Origin of the sequence: Polaromonas jejuensis NBRC 106434, assembly GCF_001598235.1 — a bacterium.
GTDB classification, from domain to species: Bacteria; Pseudomonadota; Gammaproteobacteria; order Burkholderiales; family Burkholderiaceae_C; genus Polaromonas; species Polaromonas jejuensis.
In genome coordinates, this window is record NZ_BCYO01000007.1 from 39,019 (window position 1) to 55,659 (window position 16,641).

Genomic DNA, 16,641 nt, shown 5'->3' on the forward strand with positions numbered 1-16,641 from the left:
CGCATCCTCTGCCCGCTATGATTTCAAGAGCTGGCTACACCCATGGCACAAGGGCTACAGGCCTGAAATGCTTCAAAATCACTTCAAGAAGTGTTCCCGGTAGTGTTCCAGCTCGTCGATCGACTCGTGCACGTCGGCGAGCGCCATATGGCTTTGCCGCTTCTTGAAAGCGTTGTAGACCTCGGGCTTCCAGCGCTTGGCCAGTTCCTTGAAGGTGCTGACATCGATATTGCGGTAATGGAAAAACGCCTCCAGCTTGGGCATGTACTTGACCAGAAAGCGCCGGTCCTGGCTGATGGTATTGCCGCACAGGGGCGAGCTGCCCTTGGGCACGTATTTCGCCAGAAACGCCAGCAACTGGGCTTCGGCGTCATGCTCGGTCACGGTGCTGGCCTTGACCTTGTCGATCAGCCCGCTGCGGCCGTGGGTGCCCTTGTTCCATTTGTCCATCTGGTCCAGCACCGCGTCGGACTGGTGGATGGCCAGCACCGGGCCTTCGATGCGCGGGGTGAGTTGCGGGCCGGTGACGATCACGGCAATTTCGATCAGGCGTTCTTTTTCCGGGTCCAGCCCGGTCATTTCGCAGTCCAGCCAGACGAGGTTCTGGTCCGATTTTTTAAGTAGGGGTTCAATTTCAGGCATCTGGCGATTCTCGCCGATCGCCTAAACTTCCAGCCATGACCGACCATTCACTTGTCTTCACCCTGCTGTTCTCAGCCGTCCTGGTGCTGGGGCTGCTCACGAAGTTCTACCTGGCTTCGCGGCAAATACGCCATGTGGCGCGGCACCGTGACAGCGTGCCGGCGGCGTTTGCGGCCACCATCTCCTTGCAGGCGCACCAGAAAGCGGCCGACTACACCATGGCCAAGGCCCGCTTCGGCCTGCTGGAAATGGCTTTCGGTGCGGCCGTGCTGCTGGGCTGGACCTTGCTGGGCGGCCTCGATGCGCTGAACCAGGCGCTGCTGCATTCAGGCCTGGCCGCCTATGGCAGCCTGGCGCCCCAGCTGGCCCTGCTGGCCGCTTTCGGCCTCATCAGCGGCCTGCTGGACCTGCCTTTCACGCTGTACAGCACCTTCAAAATTGAGGAGCGCTTCGGCTTCAACAAAATGACCTTCAGGCTCTGGCTGCTCGACCTCGTGAAGGCCACGCTGGTCGGCGCCGTCATCGGCCTGCCCATCGTGGCGCTGATCCTGTGGCTGATGGGCAGCGCGGGCAAGGGCTGGTGGCTGTGGGCCTGGGGCGTGTGGATGGGTTTCAACCTGCTGGTGCTGGTGCTCTACCCCACGGTGATCGCCCCCCTGTTCAACAAGTTCAAGCCGCTGGAAGACGAAGCCCTGAAGGCGCGGGTGACGGCCTTGATGCAGCGCTGCGGCTTTGCGGCCAAAGGCCTGTTCGTGATGGACGGCAGCAAGCGCTCGGCCCATGCCAACGCCTATTTCACCGGCTTCGGCGCGGCCAAGCGCGTGGTGTTTTACGACACCCTGCTCAAGCAGCTGAACCCCGGCGAGGTCGATGCCGTGCTGGCGCACGAGCTGGGTCACTTCAAGCACAAGCACATCCTCAAACGCATCGTCGCCATGTTTGCCATGAGCCTGGCCGGCTTTGCGCTGCTGGGCTGGCTGTCGTCGCAGGTGTGGTTTTACACGGGCCTGGGTGTCAGGCCGAATATGGCCCCCACGCTTGGCGCTATCGCGTCCGCGCTGCCCCCCGGGGGGGCGCTCGCGCCTTGGGGCGGCCCGGCGTCGCTCATAACCGTTCCCAACGACGCGCTGGCCCTGCTGCTGTTCCTGCTGGTGGTGCCGCTCTTCAGCTTTTTTGTCTCGCCGGTATTTGCCCAGTTCTCGCGCAAGCATGAATTCGAAGCCGACGCCTATGCCGTGGCGCAAACGGACGGCGGGGATTTGCGCAGCGCCCTGCTCAAGCTGTACCAGGACAACGCCAGCACGCTCACGCCCGACCCGGTGTTTGTGAAGTTTTACTATTCGCATCCGCCGGCGTCCGAGCGGCTGCAACGCATGACCGCTCCCGGCATCAACCCTTCTCCAGAAAGCGCAGCCCCATGAGCAACCCGATCCATCAAAACCGCCGCGCGCTGAGCGCCACGGAAATCGTCACGCAGTTGAGCAAGCTCAATGGCGAACAGCCGCTTGGCTGGCGCCTGATGGAGGGCGCGCTCGAAAAAACCTTCAGCTTCAAAAACTACCACGAAACCATAGGCTTCGTGAACGCGGTGGCCTTCATCGCCAATGCCGAAGACCACCACCCGGACCTGGCGGTGAGCTACAGCAAATGCACGGTGCGCTTCAACACCCACGATGTGCAGGGCATTTCTGTCAGCGACTTCTTTTGCGCGTCCAAGGTTGACGCCTTGCTGGCTTGAGCAAGCCGGCGCGGCCGCCGCGTTCCGGCGCGGCACCGGTGTCGGGCACACGGGCGGGTCTGGTGGTGGCCGGTTTCGGCCGCCATGTGCTGGTGGAAACGGATGCCGGCGAACGCGTGATCTGCCACCCGCGCGGCAAGAAAAGCCAGGCCGTCGTCGGCGACCGCATTCGCTGGCTGCCTTCCGAGGATGAAGGCACCATCGAAAAAATCGAGGCGCGCAGCAACCTGTTTTACCGGCAGGACGAGATGCGCACCAAGTCCTTCGCCGCCAACCTCGACCAGGTCCTCATCCTGATCGCCGCCGAACCGGAGTTTTCGGAAAGCCAGCTGACGCGGGCCCTGATTGCCGCCGAGGCCGAGCGCATCACACCCATCATTGCGCTGAATAAAAGCGATCTGGCCGAGCCCTTTGCCCGCGCCTGGGCCAGGCTCGCGCCCTACCGGGCCATGGGCTACCAGATGCTGTCGCTGGCGATCAAGCCCAGGGCGTCCGCGACCCCGCCGGATGACGCGCAGACCGCCGAACTGCTGGCGCTGCTGCGCGGCAAAAAGACGCTGGTGCTAGGCCCTTCGGGCGCCGGAAAAAGCAGTTTGACCAATCTCCTGGTGCCCCAGGCACGGGTGCTGACGGCCGAGATCTCCCAGGCCCTGAACTCGGGCAAGCACACTACCACCAGCACCACGCTGTACTGGGTAGATGCCGATGGCGATGGGGCCCGGAACACGGCACTGATCGACTCGCCAGGTTTTCAGGAGTTTGGCCTGCACCACATCGACCCCATGCAGCTGGCCAACTACATGCCCGACTTCAAGGCGCATGCGCAGGACTGCAGGTTCTACAACTGCACGCACCTGCATGAACCCGGCTGCGGTGTGATTTCTGAGGTCAATTCGACCTCCAGCCCAAGCGCCATCAGCGCAAACCGCTATCGTTTATATAGCGAACTGTTTGCCGAGCTGTCGCAGACCCGCTACTGAAACGAAGGCTCAGGCGGCCAGCAAGGGCCGCAGGGCGGCGACCAGGGCCTCGCATTGCGCCGGCGTCCCGATGCTGATGCGCAGGTACTGCTCAATACGCGGAAGGCGGAAATGGCGCACCAGAATGCCTTGCGCGCGCAAACGCTGCGCCAGCAGCGCCGCATCGTGCCGCGGATGCCGCGTGAAGAGGAAGTTCGTGGCCGATGGCAGCACTTCGAAGCCCAGCGCCGTGAGTTGCGCTGCGAGCGACTCACGGCTTTGCATCACGGCCCGCCGGGTCTGCTCGAAGTAATCAACGTCTTCATAGGCCGCAATGGCTCCGGCGATCGCCAGCCGGTCCAGCGGGTAGGAGTTGAAGCTGTTCTTCACACGCTCCAGCGCATCGATCAGGTGCCGCGCCCCGGCCGCAAAGCCCACCCGCAGGCCGGCCAGCGAGCGCGATTTCGACAGGGTCTGCACCACCAGAAGATTCGGATAGCGGTCGATCAGCTGGATCGCGCTTTCACCGCCGAAGTCGACATAGGCCTCATCAACCAGCACCACCTGCCCGGGCTGGCCCTGCAGCAGCTGCTCCACGTCGGCCAGCGGCAGCGCCCTGCCCGTGGGGGCATTCGGGTTGGCAATAACCACCCCGGCGACGGTCTGCGCGCGCCGGTAGTCCTCGACCCGGATGACCATGTTGTCATCAAGCGGTACCTGTTCGGCGCTGATGCCATACAGGCGGCAATACACTTGGTAGAAGCTGTAGCTGATGTCCGGCATCAGGAGCGGCTTGTGCTGCTGGAAAAAGGCAAAGAAGGCGTGCGCCAGCACCTCGTCGGAGCCATTGCCCACAAAGACCTGATCGGCCGCCATGCCGTGATGGCGGGCAATCACCTCACGCAAGGCAGTGGACTCGGGATCGGGATAGAGCTGCAGGCCCTGCTGAGCGGCCGCCGTGATGGCCTGCACCACACGGGGCGATGCCGGATACGGGTTTTCGTTGGTGTTGAGCTTGACCAGTCGGTCGATTTTCGGCTGCTCGCCGGGCACATAGGGCTTGAGGCCGGCGACCACCGGACTCCAGAAGCTTTGGGAAGCGCTCATATCAAATCAAATATCGCAAACATCAGCCCAGCAGGCGCGCCAGGGTCAGCAGGGCCAGCAGCACCATCCACAGCACCACGGAGCGCCACACCAGGCCCACGATGCTGCGCAGATGGGCCACTTCGGCCACCCGCCCCGGCATGGATTCCGTGGCGGTCACGTCTTCGCCATCAAGTCCGCCCGCCTGAAACGCGGGCGAGGCATCGGGCGAGAACATGGTCTTGAGCACTTCCCCTCCCAAACGCACATTCACCGCGCCCGAGGTGGCGGCAAGAATGACGCCATCGTTGCGGTTTTCAGAGGTGGCCGGCGCATTGGCCGGGAAGCGCTGCGTGTAGCTGCGCCAGGCATCAATGGCGTCTTCAAAACTCCCCACGACCGCAAAACCCAGCGCGGTCACACGGGCGGGCACAAAATCGATGAGGCCCCAGGCGCGAACGGCAGCCAGTTGCAAGGCCGGGCTGGCATCCTCCGTGGCGGATTTGCTTTCGTAGACCCAGTAACGCGCCACGAATTCGCTCATGCGGTAAAACACCGCGCCGGCGGGCCCCAGACCCAGCGCCGCGAGCACGGAAAACCAGCTCAGCACCCCAAACACATGGCGATGGGCGGCCAGCACCGAGTATTCAATCACGTGGCGCACGATTTCACTGCGCGGCAACTCACTGGCATCGACCTGGCGCCACTGGGCCAGCAACTCGCGTGCCGTGGCTTCATCGCCGTCGTCCAGCGCGTCGCGAATATCGGTGAAGTAATGGCTGAATTGCCGGAAACCCAGCGTGACATACAAAATGGCCACGCTCCACGCGAAAGCCAGCAGCACACTCACGCGCCAGAGCAGCCAGTGGACCAGCAGGGTCAGCAGCGCAGGGACAACCGCAGCGACCGTCCAGGTAATCCATCCATGGTGGGGCTTGCCGGCATCCAGGCTGCGATTGCTCCAGCGGGTCCAGCCCAGAAGACCGGCATGAACCCAGTTGCCACGGGCCAGCGGCCGTGCCTGTTCGAGGATGAGGGCAAACAATACGGCAAAAAAGCTCATGCCAAATCATAACGGGGTAAATGGCCCCCACGCTTTTCGCTTCGCGTAATGCGCTGCCCCCCGAGGGGGCTGGCCTTGCTTGGGGCGGCCCGGCACTACGGCCGTGGCCCCCACGCTTGTCACTGCGTGTACTGCGCTGCCCCCCGAGGGGGCTGGCCTTGCTTGGGGCGGCCCGGCGCTGTGGCCGTGGCCCCAGAACCCGCGGTCTTGCGGTTACCGCCCGCCTCAGGCGCTCAGAAAGCGGTACAGGTTGCGCAGCATGCCGGCGGTCGCGCCCCAGATGTAGCGCTCCCGGCCCTCGCCGTCGTCCGCCTCAGCCACGGGGTCGGTGTAGGGCATGGACAGCCACTGACGTATCACGCCATCAAATTCAAGCTCGTGGCGGCGGTGATGCGCCGGATTCATCAGGTAGCCAAGCGGTACTTCAAACACGTCCGCCACTTCGCCGGGGTTGGGTCGCAACACGAAGCCTGGCCTCACCAAAGCCACGACCGGCGTGATGATGAAGGCGGTTCCCGTCACATAAGTGGGCAGCGTCCCCAGCACCTCCACATGGTCACGCGGCAAGGCGATTTCTTCCTGCGCTTCCCGCAGGGCGGTGTCCACGGCATCGCGGTCGGACGCGTCGGTGCGCCCCCCGGGCAAGGCCACCTGCCCCGAGTGGGTCGAGAGGTTGCTGCCTCGCTCGGTCAGCAGCAAGGTGAGCTGGTCGCGCATCACCAGCGGCAAGAGCACGGCCGCAAGCGCCGGTTGGCGGTCGGCAAATTTCTTTTCCACGCTGTGCTCGGGCGTCCAGACCGGCGGATGCCTGAATCGCTCGCGCAGGGCCTGCGGCGTGAGGCGGTCTAGGGAGACGCCCGCCAGGTGATCATCGATGCCCAGCACCGGGATGCTGCGGGGGTCAAACTTTGGCAAAGGCTTGTAGGCGTTCATACAGGGCAAAGCGTAACAGGCATAAAAAAAGCCGCCCAAAAGAGCGGCTTTTCGAGAGCATCAAGGGCTTATCAAGCTGCCTTGGCGCCCAGTTTTTCCTTGATACGTGCAGATTTACCGCTGCGGCTGCGCAGGTAGTACAGCTTGGCACGGCGCACATCACCACGGCGCTTCACTTCGATCTTGGCGATCAGTGGGCTGTAGACCTGGAAGGTACGCTCAACGCCTTCGCCGTTCGAAATCTTGCGAACGATGAAGCTGGAGTTGAGGCCGCGATTGCGCTTGGCAATCACCACACCTTCAAAAGCCTGCACGCGCTTGCGGGTACCTTCAACCACGTTCACGCTCACGATGACGGTGTCGCCAGGTGCGTAAGCAGGAATGGTTTTGTTCAGGCGAGCAATTTCTTCCTGCTCAAGAGTCTGGATCAGATTCATAATTTTTCCATCTATCTTTTTCGCTCATGCACGCGCTACGCTAAAGACCGCAAATCCATGGATTCACCCGAAGACAATCAGATGGTTGCAGTGGCCGCCAGAGGATCGAAAAGCGTTTGATTATAGCAACTTGAGCGCACAGCGCCAAATCAGGCGTCCTGCTCGGGATTTTCGACCAGGTCGGCCAGAAAAGCTTCGTCGGTCGCGCTCAGCTGGCCGGCTCGCCGCGCCTGCCTCACCAGTTCGGGCCGCTGGCGCTGGGTCAGGGCCAGCCGCTGGTCACGTCGCCAGCGCTCGATATGGGCATGGTTGCCCGACATCAGGATGGCCGGAACAGGCTCGCCGCGCCAGGCTTCCGGCCGGGTGTAGTGCGGACAGTCGAGCAGGCCGTCCAGCGCCGGGTTGAAGCTGTCCATCTGGTGGCTGCCTTCGTCATTCAGGACGCCGGGCTGCAAGCGGGCCACAGCATCCAGCAGGGCCATGGCGGCAAGCTCTCCGCCCGACAGGACGAAATCACCCAGGCTGATCTGCTGGTCGACATGGCGATCGATAAAACGCTGGTCCAGGCCCTCGTAGCGGCCGCAAATCAGCACCGCACCGCTGCCGGCGGACCAGCGCTCCACGCTGGCGTGATTCAAGGTCTGGCCTATGGGCGAAAACAGCACGGTGGGCACCTCGGCAGCGCCGCAAGCCAGCCGATCGGCTTTCAGATGCTCCAGGCAGCGCGCCAGTGGCTCGGCCATCATCACCATGCCCGGGCCACCGCCAAACGGCCGGTCGTCCACGCGGCGGTAGTTGCCCTCGGCAAAATCGCGGAGGTTCCAGAGTTTGACATCGACCAGGCCCGTTTCGTAGGCACGGCGGGTGACGCCGCTGATCAGAAACGGCGCAAAAAGCTCGGGAAACAGGGTGACGACATCGAAGCGCATGGGAAGGCTATTTTGCGCGCACAGATGAGGTACAGGCAAGCTCAGGCCATTCGCCCGAGGCTTGCTGCATCAATAGTCGGGTTGCCAGTCGACGGTGATGCGCTTGCCGGCGAGATCCACGGCGTCGACGTAGGCCGAAACAAAGGGGATCATGCGTTCGGCCGGGGCGGTCGTGCCATCTTCCTGGCTGGCCGTGTATTCGACGCACAGCACCGACTGGGGGCCGGTCGCCATCAGGTCGCGCACGCAGCCCAGTGCCACGCCTTCACGGTTGACCACATCCAGGCCGATCAGGTCGACCCAGTAATACTCGTCTTTGGAGGCGGCCGGGAAACTGCTGCGTGGCAGAAATATCCGGGCACCCCGCAAGGCCTCGGCGGCGTTGCGGTCATCGAGGCCGCCGAACTTGGCGACCACCGAATCGGAATGGATTTTGGCCTCGTCCACGCTGAGCGAGACGGTGCCGGAAAATGCAGTGAAACCCACGCGGTATTTGGCGTCGGGTGCCTGCAAAAACCAGGATTTGGCCGAGAAAAGTGCTTCTGGATCGCTGCTGTGCGGCAGGATTTTCACCCAGCCTTTCACGCCCCAGGCATCCAGAATGCGCCCGACCTCAACCGCGTCGTCAGGAAGGCTTGAAGGTGTCAAGACCGTGGACGGTTGAGAAGCGGGCAACATCAAGGCTTCTGAAAAATCAGGCAGCCTTGGCGGCGTTCTGCTTGATCAGGCGCTCAACGGTGGGTGACGCCTGGGCGCCAACACCGACCCAGTGGGTCAAACGGTCTTGCGCAATGCGCAGGCCTTCTTCGCCACCCTTGGCAATCGGGTTGTAAAAACCGATGCGCTCGATGAAACGGCCGTCGCGGCGAACGCGCTTGTCAGCCACAACAATATTGAAAAATGGACGATGCTTGGAACCGCCGCGTGAAAGTCGGATGACGACCATGATTTATCCTTGGGTGGAGGAGTGAAAACACTCCAAATATTCCTGCAGCGCTTGAGACACACGACATGGCCACCCGGCCAGCGAAATGCTGCAAAGCCTGACATTATAGCCCGCCCTCTCGCTTTGCCCGAAAATCTATTACGCTAGGGCCTGTTCACCCGACCTAACCCCTGAATTGCTGACCGACATGCCCCTCATCCGCCCCAGCCGCGACGAAGATATTCCCGCCATCACGGCCATTTACGCCCACCATGTGCTCCACGGCACGGGTACCTTCGAGACCGAGCCGCCCAGCGTGGCCGACATGACGGCGCGCCGGGCCGATGTACTTTCCAAGGGCCTGCCCTATCTGGTCGCCGAGCAGCACGGAAAGATTGCCGGCTTTGCTTACGGCAACTGGTTCAAGCCCCGTCCGGCTTACCGCTACTCGGTGGAGGACTCGATTTACCTTGCGCCCGAGCTGCACCGCCAGGGCCTGGGCCGTGCCCTGCTCGCCGAATTGCTGGCGCGCTGCGAGGCCGTGGGCATTCGCAAGGTGATGGCCATCGTGGGCGACTCCGCCAATGCCGGCTCCATCGGTGTGCATCGCGCCTTGGGCTTCACGCAGGTCGGCCTCATCGAGGCCTGCGGCTGGAAATTCGGCGCCTGGCGCGACATCGTCATCCTGCAAAAAACCCTCGGGCCGGGCGACACGCAGCCGCCCCTGGATCAGCCCGCCCCATAACTCCCACATGCTTTTCCCCATGACAAAAAACAAAACGGCTGCCGCCTGGCTGGCCTTCATCGGCGGCCAGCTGGGGCTGCACCGCCTGTACCTGTTTGGCTGGCGCGACATGTGGGCCTGGATGCACCCCATCGTCGCCGCGCTGGGCTGGTGGGGCGTGGAGCGCGTGAGACTTTACGGGCAGGACGACCAACTGGCCTGGGTGCTGATTCCACTGCTGGGTTTCACCCTCGCCGGCACCGCGCTGACCGCCATTTACTACGGCCTGATGGCGCCCGAAAAATGGAATGTCAAACACAATCGCAACGCGCCCGATGCGGTTGCGGGCCACACCAACTGGCTCACCATAGGCGCCATCGTGTTCGCCTTGCTGTTCGGAACCATTGCCTTGATGTCCAGCATTGTTTTCAGCTTCCAGCGCTACTTCGAGTACCAGGTCGAAGAAGCGCGCAAGATTTCACAGTAAGGCCCCCACGGTCACGCACTGCGTGTCGCTCCCGAGGCCTTGCAGGCCGCGGCTCGCGAGACGCTTCGCCTCTGTCGCCCGTCCAAGCCTGAGCAGGCAGGCTTGGAGCCGCGGGCTCCAGCCCCTCGGGGGCCGCCCCCTCGAGGGGGGAACAAGCTACACGCAGTGAGCTTGGACAGGGGTGGGCTAATTCACCGCCCCCTCGAGGGGGGAACAGGCTACACGCAGTGAGCCTGGACGGGGGTGCTTCAAAAGATCTGCAGGCTGAGCCAGTAGCCAACCGCCGCCACGAAGGCGGAGGCGGGAATGGTGAGAATCCAGGCCCAGACGATGTTGCCGGCCACGCCCCAGCGCACGGCCGAGGCGCGCTGGGTCGACCCCACGCCCACGATGGCGCCGGTGATGGTGTGGGTGGTCGACACCGGAATGCCCAGCCCGGTCGCCAAAAACAATGTCAACGCGCCGCCGGTTTCGGCACAGAAACCGCCCACGGGCTTGAGCTTGGTGATTTTCTGGCCCATGGTTTTGACGATGCGCCAGCCGCCAAACATGGTGCCGGCCGCAATCGCCGTGTAGCAGCTGACAATTGTCCAGGTGGGGGGTGATGCGTCGCCGGCCGAGGCATAACCGGTGGCAATCAGCAGCATCCAGATGATGCCAATGGTTTTCTGCGCATCGTTGCCGCCGTGGCCCAGGCTGTAGGCGCCGGCCGACACCAGCTGCAGGCGGCGAAACCAGCGGTCGACTTTCGAGGGCGTGGCGCGCCGGCAGACCCAGGCCACCAAAAACATCATCAGGGAGCCCAGCAGAAAACCCAGCAGCGGGGATATGAAAATAAAGGCCACCGTCTTCAAAATGCCGCCCGACACCAGCGCATGGGCACCGGCCTTGGCAATCACGGCGCCCACAATGCCGCCTATCAGGGCATGTGAGGAACTGCTCGGAATGCCGTAATACCAGGTCACCAGGTTCCAGGTGATGGCGCCCGTCAGCGCGCCAAACACCACATGGGTATCGACCACGCCGGGCTGGACAATGCCCTTGCCCACGGTGGCGGCCACGCTCAGGTGGAAGATAAAGAGGGCGATCAGATTGAAGATGGCGGCAAACACCACGGCCTGTGCCGGCTTGAGCACGCCGGTGGACACCACCGTGGCAATCGAATTGGCCGCATCGTGAAAGCCATTCATGAAGTCAAAGGCAATGGCCAGAAACACCAGCAGCGCGACGACCCACAGGGCCGTTTGTACGGTTTGCATGGGAAGTAACCGCTGATCAGGAGTGCTCGAGGACAATGCCCTCGATCAGATTGGCCACATCCTCGCACTTGTCGGTGATGGTCTCCAGCAACTCATAGACCGCCTTGAGCTTGATGATCTCCCGCACATCGGGCTCTTCACGAAACAGCCGGCTCATGGCCGAACGCATGACGCGGTCGGCATCGGATTCGAGCTTGTCGATTTCTTCACAGGTCTTGAGTGCGGCCTCGGCGGTGGCGGCATCGCTGACTTTTTCAATCAACGCCACGGCATCTTTCAGCCGCTCGCAGCATTTCACGCTCAAATCAGTGAGACGCACGATGTCGTCGGTCATGTGACGCACGTCGTAGAGCGCCATGGTTTCGGCGGAATCCTGGATCAGGTCGGCCACATCGTCCATGGTGTTGATGAGCTGATGGATCTGGTCGCGGTCTATCGGCGTGATGAAGGTCTTGTGCAGCGCGCGGTTGACCTCTTGCGTGATGCGGTCAGCGGCATGCTCGGCGTTGTCGACCTCGCGGTTGAACGATTCGCGCTTTTGCACGTCGCTGTAGTTGCTCACCAGCCTGGAGAAGGCATGGGCAGCCTCCACGATGCAACTGGCATGCTGGTTGAACATCACGAAAAAATTGGCTTCGCGCGGCAGCAATTTGCCAAACAGCATGGGGGAATCCTCGGGGAATAGGTCAGAATTTGACGTTTTGAAACAGCGGGGAGTTTAACCGCGAAGACTTTTCGGGCCGCCAGGCCGCCGCGCGCAGCGCTCAGGCGGCCTGCCCCACCAGCAGCAACACCAGCGTCAAGGTCAGCAGTGCCAGCGCGGTGGACACGACCACGCTGGCGGTCACCAGCTCTTCGGCCACCTTGTAGCGCTGGGAGAACAAAAACACATTCGCGCCAATCGGCAGCGCTGAAGCCACCACCATCACCGTCATCGGCAGTCCGCGCACGTCCAGCAGGCGGCACAGGCCAAACACCAGCAGCGGATGCAGCAGGTTTTTCACGCTGGCCAGCGCCAGCGCCTGGCGCCAGTGCCGACCGACCGGCGTGTTGGCCAGCGTCACCCCCACCAGTACCAGCGCCAGCGGGCCGAAGGCATGGGCCAGCAGTTCCAGCGGCTTGTCTATCACCTCGGGCAGCGCCAGCCCGGTCTGCGCAAACAGCAGGCCGGCGATGATGGGCAAAGGCACGGGATGCAAGAGCGCGTTTTTCACGGCCATCAGCACGGTGGCCACCGGATGGCGGGACGCGCTGCCCAACTCGCTGGATGCGCCCTGCTTCTGCTCATGGGCCACGGCCAGCTCCAGCACCACCGTGGCGCTGGTCAGCAGCACCAGCGAATGCACGGAGACCAGCGTGAACAGCGTCACCAGGCCTTGCGGGCCATACATCAGGCCAATCAGCGCGATGCCTATCATCACGGTGTTGGAAAAGGTGTTGGCCAGCGCCAGCACGGCGGCGCGGCGGTTAAAGCCCTGCACCAGCAGGGTGCCGGTGAACAGGATGATGACGGCCAGGAAATAGGCCGCCACCGGTTTGAAGTCAAGCTGCTCGATGCGCACCTGGCTCATGGTGCGAAACAGCAGCGCCGGCGTGAGCAGCAAAAAGACCAGGTTTGACAGATCTTTTATGGCTGAAGCCCTTATCCAGCCTGCGCGACCAGCTATGAAACCTGCAGCAATCAAAAAAACAACCGGGAGCAGGGACACAAAGACGAGCTGGTTCATCGCGCAATCTTAGCGTGCGCCCCGTTAAGCTCGCCTTGGCCTTGCTCTCCCGGCGTTCAATCATCGGGCGCTTAAAAAGCGACCTGCAGTCCCAGCTTCAGGCTGCGGCCCGGCAGGGGTGCCTTCGGAAATGCCGTGGTGGTCAGCACCGAGGCGGCGCTGTAGGCCAGCTGGTTGGTCAGGTTGTCCACCTTCGCATACCAGAGCAGGCTGGAAGCGCCCGCCTTCATGCGATAGGTCGTTGCCAGGTTCCACAGCGTGTAGGCCGAGGTGGCGCGCTGGCCGGCCGCCACGCGGTTCTGCGCCAACGAATGGTCAAAACCGACACTGCTGCCCCAGGGCCCGCTCGCCCACAGCAGGCTGGCGCCCAGCCGCATCGGCGCGATCCGCGGCAGCGGCTGGCCGTTGCTGAGGTTGGTGGCGCGCACCACATCGCCGCGCAGCGCCAGGTCCAGGCTGGAAGCGCCTTCGATCAGCCGGATGTTGCCGCTGGCTTCCAGGCCCACAAAGCGGGCACGCACACCGGTATAGGCGAATTCGGGCAGTATCTTGCTGTCCGGATTGACATCGACCGGATTGAGCGTGCCATCTTCCTGGTCGCGGGTATTGCCCGTGGCCAGCAGGCCGATGTAGTTCCTGAAGCGGTGCACATAAGCGTTGGCGGCAAAGCGATGGGCGCCGGATTTCCAGCTGGCACCCACATCAAGACTGGTGGACTTTTCCTTGTCCAAAGTCGCATCGCCGGTTTCCCAGGCCTTGGTGGCTACGTGCGGGCCCTGGGCGAAGAGCTCGTAGTCCTTGGGCGCCCGCTCGGTGTAAGCCAGGTTGGTCGTGAACTGCCAGCCGGGCGCCGCATTCCACAAAGCGCCCAGCGCGTAGCTGTGGGGCGTGAAATCGCGCGTGGCGGGCGTAAACCGCGCCACCAGCGGGTTGCCAAACGACTCGACCTTGACCGACTCCAGCCGTCCGCCAAAACTGAGCTTTCCCCAGCCTGTCGCGTATTCCTCATAGGCAAACAAGGCGTTTTGCCCGGTCCGGCTGTGAGGTGCAAAAGCTTCGGCGCCATCCGCCGAGAAGCGGTTGTTTTCCGCCTGGAAACCGATCAGGCCGTCCAGATTGCCGAAGCGGGCATGACGCGCCTCCAGCCGGAAATCGCTGCCCTTGTTCTTGAACACCGTGCCGGGGTTGGCCCCTTCAAATTCGGTGTGCCTGTAATCGGTATGGCTGAGCTGCCCCTTGATGCTCTGGATGGCACCGCCCAGATTGCGCACCTCGCCCTCCAGCGCCACGCGATCAGACTTCATGTCAATGGTCACATCGTCTTCGGCCACCGTGCCGTAGTTGCTGCGGTAGGTGCTGACCGACGCGCCCAGGTAGCCCTGGTCAAAGAACACCGAGCCGCCCACCGCGCCGCCATGGACCTTGCTGGCCGAGTTGCAGATGCGGGAGGTGACAGTGTCCACGCCGCCTTTGGTGCAAGCCAGGTCGACCGGCACCTTGACATCGCCGGTCTCGCGGTTGAACACATCCACATGCAGGGCGTAGCGGTCATTGCCGCCCTCCAGCAGAGCGCCGGCACTTTTTTCGCGGTTGCCGCTCGCCAGGCCCAGATCCACCTTGCCGCCCACGCCGCCCTTCGCATCGAACAAGGCCTCGCGCGGAATGCGGTTATCGATCACATTGACCACACCACCCACCGCACTGCCGCCGTAGAGCAAGGCCCCGGGCCCGCGCAGGACCTCGATGCGCTCGATGCTGATCGGGTCGGCCGTGACCGAATGGTCGTAGCTCAGGCTGGAGGCGTCCAGCGTGGCGCCGCCGTTGCCCAGTATGCGGATGCGGTCACCATCCAGGCCGCGGATGATGGGCCGGCTGGCGTTCGGCCCGAAATAGGTGCTGCTCACGCCCGGCACGCCGTCCAGCGTTTCACCCAGCGTGGTCTTGGAACGCAACAGCAGTCCCGTCCCCGAATACTGGGCGGCAGGTGCTATTAAATCAGTAGCACCCAGCGGGTTGCCGGTGATGGTGACTTCCTTCAGGCTGGGGACCGGCGCTGGTGTTTCCTGCGCGCCGGCTGTGCCGGCCTGCAGCACTGCCGAAGCGCACAAGGCCATCGCAGCCTGCCGGCCGGCATGCCGTGAAAACCGGGCAGGGCCAAACGGGGTGCGGGATGCACCGTTCAAAAGGGGTGGGTTCATGATGACTTCTTAGAATTTTGAATAGGGCCTCCCACGCTTTTGGCCACGCCGCTCTTTGAGAACACGGCGTGTCATGCACAGCCCCCGTGGGGGTCTGTTTCGTCTGGGAAGGCCCGGCGTCGAAAAGGCAAGGCTGCGCCCCGGCCGTGCGGCCGATGCAGCGCTACCTCAGGAGATTCAGGGGATTCAGCGAGTCAGGGGCGGGCCGCGGGCGTCAAACAGCGCCGCCCAGCGGGCGAGTGCTTCGCCCTGGGAGATGGCCAGAACAAACGACGAGAGCGCCATGGGCAGGCTCAATGCCGTCACGGCAGGCGCTGCGCTGCCATGGCTGGCCTGGTCAAACAGGCGGCAATCCGAGTCGCCGTCATGCGAGGAAAAAAGCGACGCCAGCCAACTATCGCCATGGTCAGCGTCGGCGGCGTCGGAATGGTCGTCGTCGTGAACATGCGGGTGTCCATGCCCGCTGCCGTGCAGATGCGCCTGCGGCCCATGCACCACGCCATGCATCAGGCCCAGGATTTGCGCCGCCAGGAGCGCGAACACCAGCAGCCACGCCAAAGAGCTGGCCGGCGGGCGCGGCAGCCGCCTCATGCCCTCAGCACCGACGATCACTTGACGCTGGTCGCATCCGTGATCCGGTAATACAGGCCATAAGCGTCATCGTTGAGCACCAGGAAACGCCCTTCGACCACCACCGGCTCCATGCTGTATTTCACCGGCGTTTTGGTCTTGACTTCGACCATGCTTTCGGGCCCGCCCGGTGCACAGAACGGGCAGGTGAGCGGCACCGACGACAGCAGGAAATGATTCTGCTTTTCACCCGGGTCCAGCGGCATCATGAAGCCCTGTATGCGCTGGGTTTTCTGGTGGAGGGCCAGCTGGGGCAGGTTGAACACCGGAAGAATCCGGTTTTTTTCTTTCTTGACGTTCACCGCGGTCAGCACGGACCAGGGCACCACATCGTCTCTGGCCGAGAGCGGCGGAAAAATGCTGTTGGCGCCATGCACCCCGGGGCCCTGCCCCACCGGCCAATCAAAACCAGGCGCTGCAGGGGCGGCGGATTTCGGGTTGCCCGAAGCCTGCGGCGAAGACAGCGTCTCGGCCCTCGGGCCTATGGCGGCCAAAAGCAAGCCGCAGGCCAGCCCATAGGCGCACGCGGAGCGCAACGCCATGCGGCCGAACGAAGGCTCAGTGCGAAGTGGATGGGTCATGCGGGGCTCCAGAAATTTCAGGGGGACAAGATAAAGATGATCCACCGGGCTCAATGCACGTGTTTCATGCCGCAGTATTTACCGATTGCCAAGCCCTTGCAAGCCGCCAGCAATTCCTTCTCGCAGACCTCGTCTTTTTTGCCCGACTCCAGGCACTTGGCAGCCCCTTCGTGGGCGGCGGCCATGGCGCGGTGACGCTGGATGTCTTCCTTGGTTTCCTTGTCGGTGTGCTGGGCATAGGCCGCCGAGAACACGGCGCTCAACGCCACAGCGGCAAACAACTGGGCGGCTTGATGAAAAGAAGGGATGTATTTCATAAAAGT

General features: G+C 63.0%; 20 protein-coding genes. 5 read left to right on the forward strand and 15 right to left on the reverse strand.

Annotation, left to right across the window (positions count from 1 at the left end; genetic code table 11):
* Positions 1 to 78: 78 nt before the first annotated feature.
* Positions 79 to 642 carry an oligoribonuclease gene (orn, locus tag PJE01S_RS10470; RefSeq protein ID WP_068833504.1) on the reverse strand — a complete coding sequence of 188 codons (564 nt, stop codon included), beginning with the start codon at positions 640 to 642 and terminating at the stop codon, positions 79 to 81.
* A gap of 35 nt (positions 643 to 677) precedes the next feature.
* Between orn and PJE01S_RS10475 the strand changes: the two genes are divergently transcribed.
* Genes PJE01S_RS10475 through rsgA form a run of 3 tightly spaced genes read left to right on the forward strand, consistent with a single transcriptional unit; the run spans position 678 to position 3,360 of the window.
* On the forward strand, positions 678 to 2,063 hold the full coding sequence (locus PJE01S_RS10475; RefSeq protein ID WP_068833506.1) for a M48 family metallopeptidase: 1,386 nt from the start codon (positions 678 to 680) through the stop codon (positions 2,061 to 2,063).
* Positions 2,060 to 2,380 carry a 4a-hydroxytetrahydrobiopterin dehydratase gene (locus PJE01S_RS10480; protein WP_068833508.1) on the forward strand — a complete coding sequence of 107 codons (321 nt, stop codon included), beginning with the start codon at positions 2,060 to 2,062 and terminating at the stop codon, positions 2,378 to 2,380. The genes PJE01S_RS10475 and PJE01S_RS10480 overlap by 4 nt, the downstream gene beginning before the upstream one ends.
* Positions 2,377 to 3,360 (forward strand): ribosome small subunit-dependent GTPase A, encoded by a 984-nt coding sequence (rsgA, locus tag PJE01S_RS10485; protein WP_068833510.1) that lies wholly within the window; start codon positions 2,377 to 2,379, stop codon positions 3,358 to 3,360. The genes PJE01S_RS10480 and rsgA overlap by 4 nt, the downstream gene beginning before the upstream one ends.
* 9 nt (positions 3,361 to 3,369) lie before the next feature.
* Here the strand turns inward: rsgA and hisC are convergent, their stop codons facing one another.
* From hisC to rpsP, 7 genes are all read right to left on the reverse strand, one after another.
* A complete protein-coding gene (gene hisC / locus PJE01S_RS10490; protein WP_068833512.1) occupies positions 3,370 to 4,446 on the reverse strand; it encodes a histidinol-phosphate transaminase in 1,077 nt (358 codons plus the stop codon).
* A 22-nt stretch (positions 4,447 to 4,468) separates the two neighbouring features.
* Entirely contained in the window at positions 4,469 to 5,488 is a 1,020-nt protein-coding gene (locus tag PJE01S_RS10495; RefSeq protein WP_068833514.1) for a CobD/CbiB family protein, read from the reverse strand.
* Between the two features lie 225 nt (positions 5,489 to 5,713).
* A complete protein-coding gene (locus PJE01S_RS10500) occupies positions 5,714 to 6,421 on the reverse strand; it encodes a CoA pyrophosphatase (RefSeq protein WP_068833711.1) in 708 nt (235 codons plus the stop codon).
* 71 nt (positions 6,422 to 6,492) lie between these two features.
* Positions 6,493 to 6,858 carry a 50S ribosomal protein L19 gene (gene rplS / locus PJE01S_RS10505; RefSeq protein ID WP_068833516.1) on the reverse strand — a complete coding sequence of 122 codons (366 nt, stop codon included), beginning with the start codon at positions 6,856 to 6,858 and terminating at the stop codon, positions 6,493 to 6,495.
* Positions 6,859 to 7,007: 149 nt separating this feature from the next.
* On the reverse strand, positions 7,008 to 7,787 hold the full coding sequence (gene trmD / locus PJE01S_RS10510; protein WP_068833518.1) for a tRNA (guanosine(37)-N1)-methyltransferase TrmD: 780 nt from the start codon (positions 7,785 to 7,787) through the stop codon (positions 7,008 to 7,010).
* A 69-nt stretch (positions 7,788 to 7,856) separates the two neighbouring features.
* Positions 7,857 to 8,465 carry a ribosome maturation factor RimM gene (gene rimM / locus PJE01S_RS10515; protein WP_068833520.1) on the reverse strand — a complete coding sequence of 203 codons (609 nt, stop codon included), beginning with the start codon at positions 8,463 to 8,465 and terminating at the stop codon, positions 7,857 to 7,859.
* A 16-nt stretch (positions 8,466 to 8,481) separates the two neighbouring features.
* Entirely contained in the window at positions 8,482 to 8,733 is a 252-nt protein-coding gene (gene rpsP, locus PJE01S_RS10520; RefSeq protein ID WP_068833522.1) for a 30S ribosomal protein S16, read from the reverse strand.
* A gap of 187 nt (positions 8,734 to 8,920) precedes the next feature.
* Here rpsP and PJE01S_RS10525 point away from each other — a divergent pair, with 187 nt between their 5' ends.
* Positions 8,921 to 9,457 carry a GNAT family N-acetyltransferase gene (locus PJE01S_RS10525; protein WP_068833712.1) on the forward strand — a complete coding sequence of 179 codons (537 nt, stop codon included), beginning with the start codon at positions 8,921 to 8,923 and terminating at the stop codon, positions 9,455 to 9,457.
* Between the two features lie 19 nt (positions 9,458 to 9,476).
* Positions 9,477 to 9,923, forward strand: a complete 447-nt coding sequence (locus PJE01S_RS10530) for a hypothetical protein (RefSeq protein ID WP_068833524.1) — start codon at positions 9,477 to 9,479, stop codon at positions 9,921 to 9,923.
* A gap of 248 nt (positions 9,924 to 10,171) precedes the next feature.
* On the opposite strand, the gene PJE01S_RS10535 is transcribed toward PJE01S_RS10530, so the two are convergent.
* The 7 genes from PJE01S_RS10535 to PJE01S_RS10565 form a co-directional block, all read right to left on the reverse strand.
* The gene (locus PJE01S_RS10535; RefSeq protein WP_068833526.1) at positions 10,172 to 11,182 is read right to left on the reverse strand and encodes an inorganic phosphate transporter; all 1,011 of its coding nucleotides are present in this window, start codon (positions 11,180 to 11,182) and stop codon (positions 10,172 to 10,174) included.
* Between the two features lie 16 nt (positions 11,183 to 11,198).
* Complete coding sequence (locus PJE01S_RS10540) at positions 11,199 to 11,846, reverse strand: DUF47 domain-containing protein (protein ID WP_068833527.1); 648 nt, start codon at positions 11,844 to 11,846, stop codon at positions 11,199 to 11,201.
* A 100-nt stretch (positions 11,847 to 11,946) separates the two neighbouring features.
* Complete coding sequence (locus tag PJE01S_RS10545; RefSeq protein WP_068833529.1) at positions 11,947 to 12,909, reverse strand: AEC family transporter; 963 nt, start codon at positions 12,907 to 12,909, stop codon at positions 11,947 to 11,949.
* Positions 12,910 to 12,980: 71 nt separating this feature from the next.
* The gene (locus PJE01S_RS10550) at positions 12,981 to 15,023 is read right to left on the reverse strand and encodes a TonB-dependent receptor (protein ID WP_068833531.1); all 2,043 of its coding nucleotides are present in this window, start codon (positions 15,021 to 15,023) and stop codon (positions 12,981 to 12,983) included.
* A gap of 270 nt (positions 15,024 to 15,293) precedes the next feature.
* Positions 15,294 to 15,698, reverse strand: coding sequence for a hypothetical protein (locus PJE01S_RS10555; RefSeq protein WP_068833713.1), 405 nt, complete (start codon positions 15,696 to 15,698; stop codon positions 15,294 to 15,296).
* Positions 15,699 to 15,715: 17 nt separating this feature from the next.
* Positions 15,716 to 16,318 (reverse strand): DUF3299 domain-containing protein, encoded by a 603-nt coding sequence (locus PJE01S_RS10560; RefSeq protein ID WP_245660723.1) that lies wholly within the window; start codon positions 16,316 to 16,318, stop codon positions 15,716 to 15,718.
* 50 nt (positions 16,319 to 16,368) lie between these two features.
* A complete protein-coding gene (locus tag PJE01S_RS10565) occupies positions 16,369 to 16,635 on the reverse strand; it encodes a hypothetical protein (protein WP_068833533.1) in 267 nt (88 codons plus the stop codon).
* Between the last annotated feature and the right edge of the window lie 6 nt (positions 16,636 to 16,641).

What these genes read in the sequence shown, in the direction of transcription:
- orn (WP_068833504.1), bottom strand. Translation starts at nt 642, where the DNA reads ATGCCTGAAATTGAACCCCTACTTAAAAAATCGGACCAGAACCTCGTC.
- PJE01S_RS10475 (WP_068833506.1), top strand. Translation starts at nt 678, where the DNA reads ATGACCGACCATTCACTTGTCTTCACCCTGCTGTTCTCAGCCGTCCTG.
- PJE01S_RS10480 (WP_068833508.1), top strand. Translation starts at nt 2,060, where the DNA reads ATGAGCAACCCGATCCATCAAAACCGCCGCGCGCTGAGCGCCACGGAA.
- hisC (WP_068833512.1), bottom strand. Translation starts at nt 4,446, where the DNA reads ATGAGCGCTTCCCAAAGCTTCTGGAGTCCGGTGGTCGCCGGCCTCAAG.
- PJE01S_RS10495 (WP_068833514.1), bottom strand. Translation starts at nt 5,488, where the DNA reads ATGAGCTTTTTTGCCGTATTGTTTGCCCTCATCCTCGAACAGGCACGG.
- PJE01S_RS10500 (WP_068833711.1), bottom strand. Translation starts at nt 6,421, where the DNA reads ATGAACGCCTACAAGCCTTTGCCAAAGTTTGACCCCCGCAGCATCCCG.
- rplS (WP_068833516.1), bottom strand. Translation starts at nt 6,858, where the DNA reads ATGAATCTGATCCAGACTCTTGAGCAGGAAGAAATTGCTCGCCTGAAC.
- trmD (WP_068833518.1), bottom strand. Translation starts at nt 7,787, where the DNA reads ATGCGCTTCGATGTCGTCACCCTGTTTCCCGAGCTTTTTGCGCCGTTT.
- rimM (WP_068833520.1), bottom strand. Translation starts at nt 8,465, where the DNA reads ATGTTGCCCGCTTCTCAACCGTCCACGGTCTTGACACCTTCAAGCCTT.
- rpsP (WP_068833522.1), bottom strand. Translation starts at nt 8,733, where the DNA reads ATGGTCGTCATCCGACTTTCACGCGGCGGTTCCAAGCATCGTCCATTT.
- PJE01S_RS10525 (WP_068833712.1), top strand. Translation starts at nt 8,921, where the DNA reads ATGCCCCTCATCCGCCCCAGCCGCGACGAAGATATTCCCGCCATCACG.
- PJE01S_RS10530 (WP_068833524.1), top strand. Translation starts at nt 9,477, where the DNA reads ATGACAAAAAACAAAACGGCTGCCGCCTGGCTGGCCTTCATCGGCGGC.
- PJE01S_RS10535 (WP_068833526.1), bottom strand. Translation starts at nt 11,182, where the DNA reads ATGCAAACCGTACAAACGGCCCTGTGGGTCGTCGCGCTGCTGGTGTTT.
- PJE01S_RS10540 (WP_068833527.1), bottom strand. Translation starts at nt 11,846, where the DNA reads ATGCTGTTTGGCAAATTGCTGCCGCGCGAAGCCAATTTTTTCGTGATG.
- PJE01S_RS10545 (WP_068833529.1), bottom strand. Translation starts at nt 12,909, where the DNA reads ATGAACCAGCTCGTCTTTGTGTCCCTGCTCCCGGTTGTTTTTTTGATT.
- PJE01S_RS10550 (WP_068833531.1), bottom strand. Translation starts at nt 15,023, where the DNA reads ATGGCCTTGTGCGCTTCGGCAGTGCTGCAGGCCGGCACAGCCGGCGCG.
- PJE01S_RS10555 (WP_068833713.1), bottom strand. Translation starts at nt 15,698, where the DNA reads ATGAGGCGGCTGCCGCGCCCGCCGGCCAGCTCTTTGGCGTGGCTGCTG.
- PJE01S_RS10560 (WP_245660723.1), bottom strand. Translation starts at nt 16,318, where the DNA reads ATGACCCATCCACTTCGCACTGAGCCTTCGTTCGGCCGCATGGCGTTG.
- PJE01S_RS10565 (WP_068833533.1), bottom strand. Translation starts at nt 16,635, where the DNA reads ATGAAATACATCCCTTCTTTTCATCAAGCCGCCCAGTTGTTTGCCGCT.